This window comes from Phycisphaerales bacterium AB-hyl4 (genome assembly GCA_041821185.1).
GTDB lineage: Bacteria > Planctomycetota > Phycisphaerae > Phycisphaerales > Phycisphaeraceae > Natronomicrosphaera > Natronomicrosphaera hydrolytica.
Genome location: JBGUBD010000002.1, coordinates 16,711 through 31,847, shown reverse-complemented (window position 1 = coordinate 31,847; position 15,137 = coordinate 16,711). Strand labels below are relative to the sequence as shown.

14 protein-coding genes are annotated in these 15,137 nt (G+C 63.9%); 10 read left to right on the top strand and 4 right to left on the bottom strand.

Features of this window, described 5'->3' with window-relative positions; genetic code table 11:
• Window positions 1–147 precede the first annotated feature (147 nt).
• Entirely contained in the window at window positions 148–1,212 is a 1,065-nt protein-coding gene (gene hpnC / locus ACERK3_02585; GenBank protein ID MFA9477174.1) for a squalene synthase HpnC, read from the top strand.
• Between the two features lie 16 nt (window positions 1,213–1,228).
• On the top strand, window positions 1,229–2,233 hold the full coding sequence (locus ACERK3_02580; protein ID MFA9477173.1) for a phytoene/squalene synthase family protein: 1,005 nt from the start codon (window positions 1,229–1,231) through the stop codon (window positions 2,231–2,233).
• Between the two features lie 29 nt (window positions 2,234–2,262).
• Here the strand turns inward: ACERK3_02580 and alr are convergent, their stop codons facing one another.
• Window positions 2,263–3,501 carry an alanine racemase gene (alr, locus tag ACERK3_02575; protein MFA9477172.1) on the bottom strand — a complete coding sequence of 413 codons (1,239 nt, stop codon included), beginning with the start codon at window positions 3,499–3,501 and terminating at the stop codon, window positions 2,263–2,265.
• Between the two features lie 412 nt (window positions 3,502–3,913).
• On the opposite strand from alr, the gene ACERK3_02570 reads away from it, so the two are divergent.
• The 4 genes from ACERK3_02570 (at window position 3,914) to hisB (ending at window position 8,442) form a co-directional block, all read left to right on the top strand.
• Window positions 3,914–5,347: a DEAD/DEAH box helicase gene (locus ACERK3_02570; GenBank protein MFA9477171.1), complete on the top strand. Its 1,434-nt coding sequence runs from the start codon at window positions 3,914–3,916 to the stop codon at window positions 5,345–5,347.
• 150 nt (window positions 5,348–5,497) lie between these two features.
• Window positions 5,498–6,550, top strand: coding sequence for a hypothetical protein (locus ACERK3_02565; protein ID MFA9477170.1), 1,053 nt, complete (start codon window positions 5,498–5,500; stop codon window positions 6,548–6,550).
• 149 nt (window positions 6,551–6,699) lie between these two features.
• Window positions 6,700–7,815, top strand: coding sequence for a histidinol-phosphate transaminase (hisC, locus tag ACERK3_02560; protein MFA9477169.1), 1,116 nt, complete (start codon window positions 6,700–6,702; stop codon window positions 7,813–7,815).
• A gap of 30 nt (window positions 7,816–7,845) precedes the next feature.
• Window positions 7,846–8,442 (top strand): imidazoleglycerol-phosphate dehydratase HisB, encoded by a 597-nt coding sequence (gene hisB / locus ACERK3_02555; GenBank protein ID MFA9477168.1) that lies wholly within the window; start codon window positions 7,846–7,848, stop codon window positions 8,440–8,442.
• A 207-nt stretch (window positions 8,443–8,649) separates the two neighbouring features.
• On the opposite strand, the gene ACERK3_02550 is transcribed toward hisB, so the two are convergent.
• Window positions 8,650–10,053, bottom strand: coding sequence for an aconitase/3-isopropylmalate dehydratase large subunit family protein (locus tag ACERK3_02550; GenBank protein ID MFA9477167.1), 1,404 nt, complete (start codon window positions 10,051–10,053; stop codon window positions 8,650–8,652).
• Window positions 10,054–10,293: 240 nt separating this feature from the next.
• Here ACERK3_02550 and ACERK3_02545 point away from each other — a divergent pair, with 240 nt between their 5' ends.
• On the top strand, window positions 10,294–11,208 hold the full coding sequence (locus ACERK3_02545) for an acyl-CoA desaturase (GenBank protein MFA9477166.1): 915 nt from the start codon (window positions 10,294–10,296) through the stop codon (window positions 11,206–11,208).
• Between the two features lie 34 nt (window positions 11,209–11,242).
• Here the strand turns inward: ACERK3_02545 and proC are convergent, their stop codons facing one another.
• Together proC and ACERK3_02535 are read right to left on the bottom strand one after the other, a co-directional pair.
• Entirely contained in the window at window positions 11,243–12,052 is an 810-nt protein-coding gene (gene proC / locus ACERK3_02540; GenBank protein ID MFA9477165.1) for a pyrroline-5-carboxylate reductase, read from the bottom strand.
• 241 nt (window positions 12,053–12,293) lie between these two features.
• Window positions 12,294–13,172: a prephenate dehydrogenase gene (locus ACERK3_02535; protein MFA9477164.1), complete on the bottom strand. Its 879-nt coding sequence runs from the start codon at window positions 13,170–13,172 to the stop codon at window positions 12,294–12,296.
• Window positions 13,173–13,312: 140 nt separating this feature from the next.
• Between ACERK3_02535 and ACERK3_02530 the strand changes: the two genes are divergently transcribed.
• From ACERK3_02530 to ACERK3_02520, 3 genes are all read left to right on the top strand, one after another.
• Entirely contained in the window at window positions 13,313–14,305 is a 993-nt protein-coding gene (locus ACERK3_02530) for an acetyl-CoA carboxylase carboxyltransferase subunit alpha (protein MFA9477163.1), read from the top strand.
• Between the two features lie 177 nt (window positions 14,306–14,482).
• On the top strand, window positions 14,483–14,857 hold the full coding sequence (rpsL, locus tag ACERK3_02525; protein ID MFA9477162.1) for a 30S ribosomal protein S12: 375 nt from the start codon (window positions 14,483–14,485) through the stop codon (window positions 14,855–14,857).
• A gap of 32 nt (window positions 14,858–14,889) precedes the next feature.
• Window positions 14,890–15,081, top strand: coding sequence for a hypothetical protein (locus tag ACERK3_02520; protein ID MFA9477161.1), 192 nt, complete (start codon window positions 14,890–14,892; stop codon window positions 15,079–15,081).
• Window positions 15,082–15,137: the final 56 nt, after the last annotated feature.

The following is a 15,137-nucleotide window of genomic DNA, read 5'->3' as shown; positions in this document are numbered from 1 at the left end:
ATTAGCAATCAGCAATTGGAAATTCCCCCGATCCGGCCCTTCGCTCGCGGACTCGCTCAGGCTTGGCTTAGGACAACCCAAAACCAGAGACGAGAAACCGCAATACGTAAGCCCTTTCTCTGCCCCCCTGCTATCATGGCGTCACCCATGCCGTCCCTCGTTCTCGACCATCTCGACACTTATGGCCCCGACCACTGCGAACCGCTCAACTACGAGCAGGCCACCGCCTACACCGCGCAGCTCACCCGCGCCCAGTACGAAAACTTCACCGTCGTCTCCTGGCTGCTGCCCAAGCGCCTGCGCGAACACTTCACACACATCTACGCCTTCTGCCGATGGGCCGACGACCTCGGCGACGAAACCGGCGACCCGCAGCGCAGCCGCGAGCTGCTCGACTGGTGGCGCGACGAACTCGACCGCTGCTACGCCGGCGAACCTCGCCACCCGGTCTACGTCGCCCTCAAGCCAACCATCGACCGCTTCGACATTCCGCGCAAACCGTTCGACGACCTCATCGACGCGTTCATACAGGACCAGACCGTCACCCGCTACAAAACCTGGGAGCAACTGCTCGACTACTGCACCCGCTCCGCCAACCCCGTCGGCCGACTCGTGCTCTACCTCTGCAACCATCGCGACGAGCAACGCCAACGCCTCAGCGACGCCACCTGCACCGCCCTTCAATTGGCCAACTTCTGGCAGGACGTCCGCCGCGACATCCTCGAACGCGGCCGCGTCTACATTCCCGCCGACGTCGCCAACAAACACCAGCTCAACATTGAGCTGCTGGTCAAAGCGGTCAAGCTCGACGCCGACCGCGAAACCGATCGGCAAGCCTGCCCGAGTTGTAGCAACGCCGGCCCCACGGTCGGCCTGCGCGCGCAGTTGCCCGCCTACCGCGCGACGCTGCGCGAGTTGGTCAGCCGAACCTGGCCGATGTTCGAGCACGGCCGATCGTTGTGGCCGATGATCGAGCCCGACGTGCGGGTCGACATCAAGCTGTTCACCCTCGGCGGCGAGCGCGTGCTTCGCATGATCGAACGGGCCGACTACGAAACCGCCCGCCGTCGCCCGAAGCTGGGCAAACTTGCCAAGACCGGGCTGATCAGCCGTGCCCTCATCGGCAAACTGCTGACGTTCAACACCGCCGGCCGTTTGACTTCCCCCGACCACGACGCGACAACAGGCGGCAGTTCGACCTCATCCGCATGAAGGATTCCGCCGCGATATGACCGTCGGCCACAACCAACCTCAACCCGCGCCGCCGCCGATCGACTCGCTGCCCGAGCCGGTGCGTCAGTCGTTCGAGCACTGCCACCGCGTCACCCGCGAGCATGGCCGCAACTTTTACCACGGCCTCAAACTCACGCCCGAGCCCAAACGCTCCGCCATGTACGCCATGTACGCCTTCATGCGTGCCTGCGACGACCTCGCCGACGACGCACCCGGCTGTCCCCCCGCCGCCTCCCCAAGCCGGAGCGAAGCGCAGCGCAGTTCCGGATCCACCCTCGACCACATCGAAACCCACCGCCGCACGATGCAGCAGGTCATCAACGCCGAGCCCGGCGCCCCCCTGCCGCCCGGCCCCGTCTGGCCCGCCTTTCACCACGTCATCCACCACTACCCCATCGACCCCGCCCACCTGCACGCCATGCTCGACGGCCAGCGCTGCGACGCCACGCAAAACCGCTACGCCACCTTCGATGACCTCTATCAATACTGCTACAAAGTCGCCTCCGTCGTCGGCTTCGTCTGCCTCGCCGTCTGGGGCCACGACCACCAGCCGCAGACCATGAAGCTGGCGGAGTATCGCGGCATCGCCTTTCAACTGACCAACATCCTCCGCGACCTCGCTGAAGACGCCAGCCGCGGCCGCATCTACCTGCCCGCCGACGAACTCGAACGCTTCGGCTACAGCCCCGACGCCCTGCTCGCAGGCGTCGCCGACGTCCACTTCGATCGCCTGATGACCTACCAGATCGAACGTGCCCAAAGCTATTACGAGATGGCCGCCACACTCGAACGCCACATCGCCCCGGACTGTCAGCCGACGAGTTGGGCCATGTGCCGCATCTACGAAGGCCTGCTCGAACGCATCGCGCAAAACCCCCGCCGCGTGCTCAGCGAACGCGTTCGGCTCAGCGGTTTTGAAAAGTTGCGCATCGCCCTTACCGCCGCCTGGCGGTCCCGCCGTGCCCGCCAACATAGCCTGGCGGATACGCCTGCGCCGTAGCACATTCCCCGTCCAAGCGTAGCAGGAGCCTATTGCCGATACACGCGCGGCAGCGATGTGCCAAGCCGACACAGCATTTCGTAGCAGTGTGACCCGGCAAGCTCGGCCAGGCGGGGCAAGGCGTTTGGCGCGGCGGGCTCGTCGCTGATTAACTCAGCCTCGGCGTGCATGAACGCGTCGGCGTGCGCGTCCATCTGGCGGCCGGCGGCGGTGAGGTCGACGACGATCTGGTCCATATTGACCCGGCCGACCACGGGCACGTCGAGCCAGTCGCCGACGGTGTCGCCGCTTTGCAGACGAAGGCGGACGACGCCGCGATTGCTCAGCGCAAGTGGGTAGCCGTCGCCGTAGCCGACGGGGATGACGCCGAGCGTGCTCTCGCGGTGCAGTCGGTGCGTTGCACCATAACCGACGGTAGCGCCTGCGGGATATTGCTGAACGTGGATGACCCGGCTGACCCATCGCACGATGGGTTGAAGTTGTGGCATGTCTGCCAGGCGTGGTTCGCCTTGGAGCAGGTCGGGGCCGTAGCCGAAAAGGCCCAGGCCGGTGCGGACCATGTCGAGGTGGAAGTCGCGGTCGCGAAGGGTGGCGAAGGTGTTGGCGGCGTGGCGGATGGCGTGGCCGACGGTTGCAGGATCGAAGCCGTTGGCCGACTGCTGGAAGCGTGCGAACTGCTCGCGCGTGAAGTCGACGTCCACGTCGGCAGATGCCAGGTGCGTATAAAGGCCGGCAATCTGGATATGGGTGGTGGCCTGAAGGCGGTCGGCGAGGGTGCGGAGGTCGGCCTCGCTGAGTCCGGATCGGCTCATGCCTGTGTCGAGGTAAAGGTGCACGGGCATGCGCATGCTGAACGTTCGACCGATCTGGTTGATCGCGTCAAGCTGATCGAGATCGTGCACGGTCAAATGCAGCTTGCCCGCCATGGCGTGACGGTAGAGCAGGTCGGTCCGGGTGAGCTTACGAACGGGCATGAGCAACAGCAGCGGAGCGGCGACGGCCTGGCGGATGAGTTGCTCCGCCTCTTCGGGGCTGTAGACGGCGAGCATGTCGCAGCCAGCCTTGACCAGCCGGGCCGCCAACGGCACGGCCCCGAGTCCGTAGCCGTTCTTCTTCATCGCGGCACAGATTTTCACAGCCGGCTGCCCCCGGTCGCCGGGGCCCGCGACGGCTTGGCGGAGGGCGTGCAGGTTCGCCTCCAGTCGGCCGAGGTCGATCTCAAGTCGGCTCAGCGGCTGCGTGCCGGCGGTCGGGTTGCGCGTGGTCATGCGGGTCATCGGTTGGTCACGTAGTTGTATCACGTTTGGACTGCTCCTAAAATCAACTGCTCAGCCGGGCTGTCGCGCCAATATGGCCACCCAGGCTGAATCAACCGTCCCGCGAGGGGCCCGCCTTCGAGCCAAGAGGACCACGACAGGCGATCGGTGTGGTGGATCGCGATCAGTGCTCTCGCCGATGAGCCGTGTTGACCGGCTGTGACCGCAAGGTTTCGCCAGGCAACGCACCGCTCTGACAGCCCTCATTGCCATTCACGCACCGCTTCGTCTGTCCTTATTCGTCATCGGCTCGATTGCCGGGCTTCGCGCAGTTTTCCACACCGCCATTGCCGGCGGATGTGGGCGTTGAACCCATACCCGCAGCCGGCTACCGCCGTCCGCCAAGCACGAGCAATCCAACCCCATGACCGAAGACACCAAACCCAGCACCGAAACCGATACCCCCACCGAAAACGCGACAGCGACCGACGCGCCCGCCGCGCCGAATGACCTGTTCGACGAAAAGCTCTCGTTCCACGACCTCGGCATCCGCGGCGACGTGCTCAAGGGCATCGAAACCGCCGGCTTCACCAAGCCCACCACCATCCAGGCCAAGCTCATCCCCGTCGTCCTCGACGGCCACGACGTCATCGGCCAGGCACGCACCGGCACGGGCAAGACCGCCGCCTTCGGCCTGCCGATCTTTCAGAAGGCCGACCCCGACGTGCCGGGCCAGGCCCTCATCCTCACGCCGACGCGCGAGCTCGCGGCGCAGGTGGCGGCGGAGTTGGACGAGCTGGGCCAGTTCACCAACATCAGGACCGTCTGTATCGTGGGCGGCGAGTCGATGCGACATCAGCAAAAAGGCTTGCAGGGCGGTGCTCACATCATCGTCGGCACGCCCGGCCGCGTGATGGACCTGCACGGCCGGGGCGAGTTGAAGTTCGACAACATTCGCTTCGCGGTGCTCGACGAAGTCGACCGCATGCTCGACATCGGCTTCCGTGATGACATCCGCAAGATCCTCGGCCAGATCAAGCGCGATCACCAGACCATGTTCGTTTCCGCGACGATCAGCGAAGAGATCGAGCGCCTCGGCCGTAAGTTCATGGCCGCCGATGCTCAGCGCATCACGACGGTGTCCGGCTCGCTGACCGTGTCGTTGGTGGACCAGAAGTATTTCGCCGTCGAGCCATGGGACAAGCGGACACTGCTGCTGCATGTGTTGCGTCGCGAAGAACCCGAAGCGGTCGTCGTGTTCTGCCGAACGAAGGCGACGGTGCACAAGATCACGCAGTACCTTCGCGACAAGGGTGTGAACGCGCGTGAGATTCACGGCGACCTGCATCAGCGCAAGCGCGTTCGCGTGATGGAGTCGCTGCGTGAGGGCAATGTCGACGTGCTGATCGCGTCGGACCTCGCGGCCCGCGGGCTGGACGTGGATCACATCACGCACGTGATTAACTACGACCTGCCGGAAGACCCGGAGATTTACATTCACCGCATCGGTCGCACGGCCCGGGCCGGGCGGAAGGGTGTGGCCTGGTCGTTTGTGACGCCGGAGGAAGGGCAACGGCTGACCGATGTGGAGAAGCACTCGGGGGCGTTGATCGAAAAGCTCGACTATCCCGACTTCAAGCCTGGCCCCGTGCCGCGTGACGTGGTGACGGAGCGGGAGCGAAATGCGAAGTTTGCAGAGCCGGTAGACATGGCGGCACGGCAGGCGGCGCGGGCGTCGACGCCGGACACCGAAGGGTTGAGTGAATCGGAACTGGCAGCGATGTTCCCAGGCGGAAAAGTGCCCAAGAACAAGCCGCGTCGGACGCTTGGCTCGCGCTTGCGGACACGCCGGTCGTAGTTGGCATAGAATCCGGCGTCGGGGGACGCGACTTGGTCAGGCCGCGTTGAAAATTGGTTCGAGGGAAAAGGTCCCGCTGCGCGAAGTCAATCTCGCGGGGGCACGCACGAGGGGCGTGATCGATTACTACCACCTTCATGGAGCTTTGGTATGGGACGCATTCAACAGGTGACGGCGGGGATGATGGTGGCGCTGATGCTCGCAATCGCGGGGCCGGCGCGTGGGGCGGAAGTGCCTTTGCCGGCGCAGGCGATCAATGATGAAGTGCCTGTCGTTGTCTGGCTGGATTTTTCATCGCTGAACACGGACGCGATACGCGCGAGCGTGCAGGCGATTGCCGACGCCATGCCGGCGGAAATGGCCGAGACGCGCGACATGCTTTTGGATGACATGTTGGCCGACGCGGAAGCCACGGGCAGCGGCTTTGAACGCATGCGCGACGCGGGGGTGCACGGCATGTTGTTCGTCGTCGATACAGCCGGGATGGAAGGCGGCAACATGATGGGGCTGCTTTACACCGCCGAGGGGACGACGCCGGAATCGGTTCAGGAACAGATCAACGCGTTCAACGAAGAAAATGGCATGCCCGAGGCTGCGGCGGAAACGCGCGTCGAGCCTTATGAAGGCAATTGGATGCGCATCGTCGAAGAGGACAGTGTCGAGATGCGCGACGGTGACGAAGAATACGCCGAAGCGTTTCGTGAGCTGCTCAACTCGGCCGGCGACGCGCCGATCCGTATCGCGCTGCGGCTGACGGACCGTGCCAAGCAGGGAATGTTGGATGAGGCAGCGGGCGATCCGATGATGGCGGGCATGGTGGACATGCTCGGCAATCTGGAGACCGGCTGGATGGCGTTGGAACTGGGTGACCAGCCCCGGCTACAGAATCGCCTGCACTTTAACAGCGCCGCCGCCGCCGCCGAGTTCAACGGTGCCTGGCAGGGATTGCTGATGATGGCCGAGGGAATGTTCATGGGTGAAGTGGGTCGGGTCGAGGGCGCACCGGGCCCCGATGCCGTGCAGCGGTTGTTCCAGTCGCTGGCGATGGAGCAGGACGACGACGCGCTTGAGTTGACGCTCGGCAATGAGTTCCTCGAAGGAATCGGCCCGCTTGCTCCGGTCCTGACGCACATGATTTTCACCTGGATGATGGGCGACGCGGCACAGCACATGGATCAGTGGGACATGCATGAAGGCCAATAAGGCTTGCCCCCGTCCTGATTCGCACGACGTTGAAGCGAACGCGATTTGATCAAAAGCGCCCTGCCGATTGGCGGGGCGCTTTTACGCGCGTGCGCTGCCGTGGGGGCTCAATTGACCCGCTTAAGCCCCCCTGCGAAGATGTTTGTTCTATGGCTTACGAACGAGACAACATCCGCCGCCTTGCCGCTTACGTGCCCGGCGAACAGCCGCAGACGCAGCGCGTTATCAAGCTCAACACCAATGAGAACCCGTACCCGCCGCATGCGGCTGTGCTTCAGGCGATTCGTGATGTCGGGCCCGATGCGTTGCGGCGATACCCTTCACCGCGCGCGGAGCGGTTCCGAGACACGGCGGCCCGCGTGCACGACCTCGACCCGTCGCAGGTGATCGCCACCAACGGCGGCGATGAGTTGCTGCGGCTGGCGTTTACCGCGTTTTGCAACCCGGTCGCCGGGGGAGACGCGTCATCGGCGGCGGGTGGCGCGGGTGTGGCCGAGCCGAGCTATTCGCTTTATCCCGTGCTTGCCGAGATTCAGGACACGCCGCTGGTCAGGCTTCCGCTGGATGCGGGCTTTGCGCTGCCCGATGATTTTGCCGAGCGATTGAACGCGGCGGGGTGTCGGCTTGCGCTGGTGGTCAACCCGCACGCGCCTTCTGGCCGACGCGAGTCGATCGATACGCTTCGCCGAGTGGCGGAGCGCTTCGAAGGCGTGCTGCTGATCGATGAAGCGTATGTCGATTTCGCTGAGGCGGACGCGCTTCCGCTGCTTCGCGAAGGTGACCTGGACAACGTGCTTATTTTGCGTTCGCTGAGCAAGGGCTATTCGCTCGCGGGGTTGCGGTTTGGTTATGGGATGGGGCACGCGGGCCTCATCGCGGCGCTGGACAAAGCCCGCGACAGCTACAACGCGGACGTGCTCAGCCAGGCCGCCGCCGTCGCGGCGCTGGAGCAGCGCGATGCGATATCGGCGACATGGCAGAACGTGATCGCCGAGCGCGATCGGCTGACCACAGCGCTTCGCGGCGAAGGCTGGCAGGTGCTCGACAGTCACACCAATTTCATCCTCGCGACGCCTCCCTCAGCCGGCCCGGATGCCCGGACGATTTACGAAAACCTCAAGGCCGGGGGCATATTCGTGCGATACTTCGATCAGGACCGGCTTCGCGACAAGCTTCGTATCACCGTCGGCACGCCGGAACAGAATGATGCTTTGCTCGCCGCGCTGGTGAAGGTTCCCACAACGACGAAGAGCAGTGCACCTTAAAAAATGCACTGCCTGTGTTGAGAGTCACTCATGCCTGAACGCACTGTCAAACTGGCCCGCAAGACGAACGAGACCGACATCACGGTCGAGCTTAACCTCGACCCGTCGAAGCCGGGCGATTACAAGATCGCCACGGGCGTCGGCTTTTTCGATCACATGCTCGACCACGTCGCCCGCCACGGTCGGCTGGGGTTGAAAGTCAATGCCAAGGGCGACACGCACATCGACGATCATCACACCGTCGAAGACGTGGGCATCGTGCTCGGGCAGGCGTTGCTCGAAGCGATCGGCGACAAGAAAGGGATCGAACGCTACGGCGATGCCGCGGTGCCGATGGACGAGGCGCTTGCGCGCGTGAGCATTGACCTGTCGGGTCGGCCGGCGCTGGCCTTCGATGTGACGTTTACCACGCCGGCGGCGAAGATCGGCCAGTTCGATACGCAACTCGTCCGCGAGTTTTTCCAGGCCGTCACGCAAGCCGGTCGATTCGCCTGTCATGTGGAAGTGCCGCGCGGCGACAACGACCACCATGTTGCAGAGGCCATCTTCAAAGCCTTCGGCCGGGCGCTGCGCGAAGCGGTGAACATCACCGGCTCAGATATCCCCTCGACCAAAGGTTCGCTCTAGAGCAGGTTTAATCCAAATGTAGCGCCAGACATGAGTTCCATGTTTAGCCCCGCGGCCACGCGGGGGTGCTTCCGGGGGCCGCCGAAGGCGGCGGGGCTAAACGCTACGTTTGGATGCGGAATGCCCTAGCAGGCTGCCGCAACACAGCCCCCCGAGAGGTGCTGTGTGCAATGTTGCCATGAGGTATCGGCACCCCACTCCGACGGGTCACAACACGCCGGCGGTGCCGGTGATGATCGGCTCGCTGACGAACTCGCGCGGGTCGGTCACCTTGCCGGTCAGGGCGCTCGCGGCCGCGGTCAGCGGGCTGGCGAGATAGACGCCAGCTTCCTTGTGACCCATTCGGCCGGGAAAGTTGCGGTTCGTCGTGCTGATGCAGTTGATCGGGCTGTTCAGTCGGCCGAACGTGTCCTGCGGCCCGCCGAGGCAGGCAGCACAACTCGCGGCGCCGATCAGGCACCCCGCGTCTTCGAGCGTTTCATAGACCGACTTCTCGCCATCGGCCTTGGCTTCGCCCTTGAGGTTCAGCCGAAGCATGTCCGCGTGCACCTCGGTCGAGCCGGGCACGACGAAGGTGGGGATCTTCACCGTGTTGCCGGAGAGGATGTTGGCCGCGAAGATCATGTCCGTGATCTTCCCGCCGGTGCATGAGCCGATGTAGGCCCGGTCGAGTTTCACATCGCTGCACTCGCGGGCGAGAGCCTTGTTGTCCGGGCTGTGCGGCTTGGCGACCAGCGGTTCGAGCGTGTTGAGATCCCACGCGAACTCGTAGTCATACTCGGCGCCTTCGTCTTCGGTGTAGATGGTCCAGTCCGGCCGATTGCTGCGGGCCTTGACGTAGTTGAGCGTTTTCTCATCAACGTCACAGATGCCGTTCTTGCCGCCGGCTTCGATGGCCATGTTCGTCAGCGTCATGCGGTCTTCGAGCGTGAGGCTGTTGATGCCTTCGCCGGCGAAGTACATGGCTTTGTACGTCGCGCCAGCGAAGCCGATCTGCCCGATGACCGCGAGGATGAGGTCCTTCGCCGTGAGGTAAGGCGGGATCTCACCATGAAATACGAACTTCATGGTCGGGGGAACCTTCAGCCAGGTCTTGCCCGTGCCCATGGTGAAGGCGGCGTCGGTATTGCCCACGCCGGTGGCAAACTGGCCGAACGCGCCCGCGGTGCAGGTGTGGCTGTCCGTGCCGAGCAGGATTTCGCCGGGGCGGCAGTGGCCCTCTTCGGGTAAAGCCTTGTGGCAGACGCCTTTGTAGTTGGTCTTGGTCGGGTCTCGGTACGGGTTGGGCATCCCCGAGCCGGCCTTGGTGTCCATGAAGTCGGGGTCGTAGTAATACTTGATGCCCTGTTCGAGCACGAAGTCCCGCAAAATCTGGATGTTACGGTGACATTTGTCGTCGGCGGTGAAAATATAATGGTCAGGGATGATCGGGATGCGCGTATTGTCCCAGACCTTCGCATCAGGCCCGAACTCTTTCTTGAAGATGCCGATCGTGCCGGGGCCGCAGACGTCGTGCGTCATGAGTACGTCGACGTCGACCCAGACATTATCGCCGGGCTTCACTTCACTTTGGCCGGCGTGCGCGGCGAGAATTTTTTCGGTGAGGGTCATCGGGCGTGGCATCGGTATCACTCCTGGTCAGATTGGTCGGCAAGTCCCGCCGAGTCAGACATTTTAGCCGATCCGCCGCGACGAGGAAACCATACAAATAAACGGCGACCCGCATCGGCAATTCAGTCGGCCAGGTTGACGGATAGCTTTTCCACGCACTAAAGCCTAAGATATCCATTGACGGACCCCGCTACTTGGCACTCTATTAATCTAGAGCCCCACACCCGAAAGTTATTGAAATTGACTACCGAACGTCCCGAAAGCCCTACGGCCCGGTTCAGGCAAACCGGTCTTGACTGGCCGATCGTCATCGGCCTCACAGTGCTGCATCTGGGGGCAGTTGCGTCCTTGTTCTTTTTTTCATGGAGCGCGCTCGTCGTGGCGTTGATCCTTTACTGGGTCACGGGCGGCCTGGGCATCACGCTCGGCTTCCACCGCCTCCTGACGCACCGCAGCTTCAAAACCCCCAAGTGGTTCGAGTACGTCCTCACCAGCTTCGGCTGCCTTGCCTGGCAAGGCGGGCCGGTCACGTGGGTCGGCACGCATCGCCTGCATCACAAGCATTCCGACACCGACCACGACCCCCACACGCCCCGCCACGGCTTCAACTGGGCGCACGTGTTCTGGTGCATGTTCAACCAGCCCGAGGGCGAGCCCGCCGCCAATGCCGCGAAAGACCTGCTCCGCGATCCGGGCCACCGCTTCCTCAACAAATTCTTCTGGCTCCCCCCGATCGTGCTCGGCGTGATCCTCTACTTCAGCGGCTCGCTCGCAGCCTACCTCGGCCTGAACACCAGCGGCCTTTCGTGGTTGCTCTGGGGCCTGTGCATGCGAACCGTCGCCGTCTATCACGCGACGTGGTTCGTCAACTCCGCGACGCATACATGGGGCTACCGCTCGAACGACACGAAAGACGATTCGACCAACCTCTGGTGGGTCGCCCTGCTGAGCTTCGGCGAAGGTTGGCACAACAACCACCACGCCCAGCAACGCTCCGCAGCCCACGGCTGGAAGTGGTACGAATTCGACATCACGTACATCACCATCAAAGTGTTGTCATACGTCGGCCTGGCGCGCGAAATCGTGCAGCCGAACCTGGCGGATGAAACAACAAATGACGAGTCCGCCAACAGCGGCCACATCGCCAGCGATTGACGTTACATCTGATCACCCGATCACCCTGCGAAGATCACCCGCCCAATTCTTTCGACCGCGCCGCGGCCGCTTTCACCGCGGCCGCGATCGTATCCAGAGCGCTGTGCTCATCGAGGTGCTTGATCGCCGCCTCGGTTGTCCCGCCGGGGCTGGTCACCTTCCGCCGCAAGTCGGCTGCCGTGTCAGGTGACTCGGCCAGCAGCTTCGCAGCGCCCTGCAACGTCTGCGCGACCAGCAGCTCGGCATGCTCGCCGAGGCCAAGGTCGCGCGCCGCCTGCTCCATCGCTTCCGCCAGGTAAAACACGTACGCCGGGCCCGAGCCGGACACCGCCGTGATGCCGTCCATCTGCGACTCATCCACGCGGATCGCCCGCCCGCCCGCCGCGAACAGCTTCATCGTCAGTTCATCATCGCCCGCCCGAGCGTGCTCGCCCGTCGCGATGGCGGACATCCCCTGCCCCACCAGCATCGGCGTGTTGGGCATCACACGCACCACGCGCAGCGACCGCCCGATCGCTTGCTCGATCTTCGCCGCACGCAGCCCCGCCATGATCGAGATGACGATGTGGTCATCCGTCAACACAGCCGACAGTTCGCCCGCGACCTTCGCCAGCGTCTGCGGCTTCACCGAAAGCATCACCTGCTCACTGGCTGCGACTGCTTCGCCAAGCGTTTCGACGGCGTGCATACCCAACCCGGCGAACACATCGCGCCGTTCGGCGCTGGGGTCGGCAGCAACGATCTGCGACGGCTGCAACACGCCCTTGTCAATCGCCGCGCGAGCGATCGCCTCCGCCATGTTGCCGGCGCCGACGAATGCGAGTCTGCACTGCAATTGATTCATAAAGTCCACCTCTTGTTCCACCCCACCGTCCACGACGCGTCACGCCCTCGCGTGGTCACGAGGGCGAAACGTCAATCATACGAATCACGACAAATCCTCGTGCGTCCAACGTGCATCCAAATGTAGCCCCCCGCGGGAGCGGGGGGTTTGGTACATATGGCGCTAACCCCCCGCTTCCGCGGGGGGCTATTGCGCATGTGCACATGTGCGCATGACACACGAGAATTTGTCGTGATTCGTATCATTCAATGTCATCGCGATGCGCAACCCAGTCGTCGCGCACCTGCCGGGCGTGCTCGAGCATCGCCAGCAGGCCGCCGCGGTCGCCGCGGTCGAGTACGTCGATGAAGCGGTCGAGTCGATGGCCGAGCGTGTTGAGCGCTTCGATCACCTGCTCGCGGTTGGCCATGAGAATGTCGGCCCGCATGGGCGGATTGCTCGACGCCAGCCGAGTCGTATCGCGAAAGCCGGTCGACGCCACATCCCACCCACCGCGCTCAGCCGCGACAAGCACAAGCAGCACCGCCATCGCGTGCGGCAGGTGGCTGATCGTCGCGGTCTGCACATCATGCTCATGAGCCGACATGCGGATCAGCGTCATGCCCAGGCTCTTCCACATCGCTTCGACGGTCGCCAGCGCGTCTTCATCCGTGTCATTGCCCGGCGTGATGATGCACGGCTTGCCCCGGCACAGGTCGGCCTGCGCCCCCTCGGGCCCCTGCTGCTCCGAGCCGGCCATCGGATGAGCGCCCACAAAGCGGCCGGGGTGTTTCAAGTGCTCACGGGCCGAGGCGATCACGCTCTGCTTGGTCGACCCCACGTCGGTGATGATCAGCCCGTCGTGCTCGTGCTCGGCGATCTGCTGAAACATGCGGTCAAACTGGCCCAGCGGCACGGCGACAATCGCGAGTTGGCTGGCTTTGACTGCTTCACCGACGTCGGTCGTACCGTGGTCAATCGCACCACGCTGCTTCGCCGCAGCGAGGGTTTCTTCACTGCGGGCGACGCCGACGACTCGACCGGCGTACCCCGCCGCCTTGAGCCCCAGCCCCACACTCGTGCCCAGCAACCCCGCGCCGAGGATCGCCACCTGCTCGATTTGTTGGATTCGTTCATCCATGCGGTTGCCCCTTCCTGCGATTGCCCGGTACGATAACAGGTTCATAAATGAGGGGCTTGGGGCGCGAGGCTTGAGGCTTGCCACAGCCGCCGTCCGCTTCCACTCAAGCCCCAGGCCTCAAGCCCAAGCCCAAAACCTCTATGAGTACGCTGAACGCCTACAACGGAATGTACGAACTTGAGTTCGAGCGACCGCTGACCGCCCTTGAGCGCCAGATCGCCGAGCTGGAAACCAGCCAGAGTGCGCCCAGCCCCGGCCTCGACTTCGCCAGCGAAGTCCGCAAGCTGCGCCAGTCGCACACCGCCATGCTCAAGAAAATCTACGCCAACCTCAACGCGTGGAACACCGTCAAGGTCGCCCGCCACCCCGGCCGACCGCAAGCCATCGACTACATCCGCAACTTCGTCAAAGACTTCGCCGAGTTGCACGGCGACCGCCGCTTCGGCGACGACCCCGCCATCATCTCCGGCTTCGGCCGAATCGGGTCGCACAAATGCCTCGTCATCGCCCACAACAAGGGCAAAGACACCCGCGAGCGCATCGCCTGCCACTTCGGCTGCGCCCACCCCGAGGGGTACCGCAAAGCCCTGCGCTGCATGAAGCTGGCTGAGAAGTTCAAGCTCCCCGTCGTCACGCTCATCGACACGCCCGGCGCTTACCCCGGCATCGGTGCGGAAGAGCGCGGACAGGCCGAGGCCATCGCCGTCAACCTCCGCGAGATGGCCAACCTCAAAACGCCCATCGTCTGCGCCGTCATCGGCGAAGGCGCGTCCGGCGGGGCGCTGGGCATCGGCGTCGGCGACCGCCTCGCCATGATGCAGTACGCCTGGTACTCCGTCATCAGCCCCGAAGGCTGCGCCGCCATCCTCTGGAAGACCGCCACGCCCGACACCAACGCCGCCGCCGCCGACGCCCTCAAGCTCACCGCCGCCGACAACCTCAAATACGGCACGATCGACCACGTCATCGACGAACCGCTCGGCGGAGCCCACCGCAACCCCGCCGCCGCCGCCGACCAGCTCGAAAAGTGGCTCACCCAGACGCTGCGCGAGCTCAAACGACAGAAAATCGAAAATCTCATGCACAAACGCTACGAACGCCTCCGCTCGGTCGGCGCATACGAAAACGCGTGAGATGACCACCGCCAGGCACGCCATTTGGCTGGGGTTGCAACAGCAGCCCCACTCTTGCTACAATGCCCGGCTCTATTGACCGATCCGCAACAGGTGCGCCGCGCCCGTTCCGGACATGACACAGCGAAGTAGGCCAGAACGGCCGTAAACGAATGGCCGCAAACGAGTAGCTCGATTATGCCGACGATCAACCAACTGGTTCGCAACCCCCGCGTGACGCCCAAGGCCAAGAGTAAGGTCAAGGACCTTGACGCCAGCCCGCAGAAGCGCGGCGTCTGCCTCCAGGTCAAAACCGTCACCCCGAAGAAGCCTAACTCCGCCCTCCGCAAGGTCGCCCGTGTGCGACTGAGCAACGGCAAGGAAGTCACGGCCTACATCGGCGGCGAAGGCCACAACCTTCAGGAACACAGCATCGTGCTCGTCCGCGGTGGACGTGTCCGCGACTTGCCCGGCGTGCGATACCACGTCGTCCGCGGCTCGCTGGATACCCTCGGCGTCGACGGCCGCAAGCAAGGCCGCTCCAAGTACGGCGTCAAGCGCGCCAAGGGCTAAGCCACGCATGCGGGGGCTTCACGATGGCGAAGTTGGAGTTAACCGGACCACTCGGCTGGCCGGAGATCCTCATGCTGCTCTGCGGCGCGTGCGGGGCACTGGTCATCCTTGCCGCCGTCGTCGCGGGCATCGTGCTGCTGGTGATGAAAACCAGAGGTAACGACGAGCCCGCACCCCCGGCCCCCAGCACGCCACCGAACGACCCGCGAAACCCGGGAACCTGACTCGAAACAACCCCCTTGAACGGCAAGTAATCGCCCGCCGCGTCGGCAGGTGGTGA

What these genes read in the sequence shown, in the direction of transcription:
- hpnC (MFA9477174.1), top strand. Translation starts at nt 148, where the DNA reads ATGCCGTCCCTCGTTCTCGACCATCTCGACACTTATGGCCCCGACCAC.
- hisB (MFA9477168.1), top strand. Translation starts at nt 7,846, where the DNA reads ATGCCTGAACGCACTGTCAAACTGGCCCGCAAGACGAACGAGACCGAC.
- alr (MFA9477172.1), bottom strand. Translation starts at nt 3,501, where the DNA reads ATGACCACGCGCAACCCGACCGCCGGCACGCAGCCGCTGAGCCGACTT.
- rpsL (MFA9477162.1), top strand. Translation starts at nt 14,483, where the DNA reads ATGCCGACGATCAACCAACTGGTTCGCAACCCCCGCGTGACGCCCAAG.
- ACERK3_02530 (MFA9477163.1), top strand. Translation starts at nt 13,313, where the DNA reads ATGAGTACGCTGAACGCCTACAACGGAATGTACGAACTTGAGTTCGAG.
- ACERK3_02565 (MFA9477170.1), top strand. Translation starts at nt 5,498, where the DNA reads ATGGGACGCATTCAACAGGTGACGGCGGGGATGATGGTGGCGCTGATG.
- proC (MFA9477165.1), bottom strand. Translation starts at nt 12,052, where the DNA reads ATGAATCAATTGCAGTGCAGACTCGCATTCGTCGGCGCCGGCAACATG.
- ACERK3_02570 (MFA9477171.1), top strand. Translation starts at nt 3,914, where the DNA reads ATGACCGAAGACACCAAACCCAGCACCGAAACCGATACCCCCACCGAA.
- ACERK3_02580 (MFA9477173.1), top strand. Translation starts at nt 1,229, where the DNA reads ATGACCGTCGGCCACAACCAACCTCAACCCGCGCCGCCGCCGATCGAC.
- ACERK3_02550 (MFA9477167.1), bottom strand. Translation starts at nt 10,053, where the DNA reads ATGACCCTCACCGAAAAAATTCTCGCCGCGCACGCCGGCCAAAGTGAA.
- ACERK3_02535 (MFA9477164.1), bottom strand. Translation starts at nt 13,172, where the DNA reads ATGGATGAACGAATCCAACAAATCGAGCAGGTGGCGATCCTCGGCGCG.
- hisC (MFA9477169.1), top strand. Translation starts at nt 6,700, where the DNA reads ATGGCTTACGAACGAGACAACATCCGCCGCCTTGCCGCTTACGTGCCC.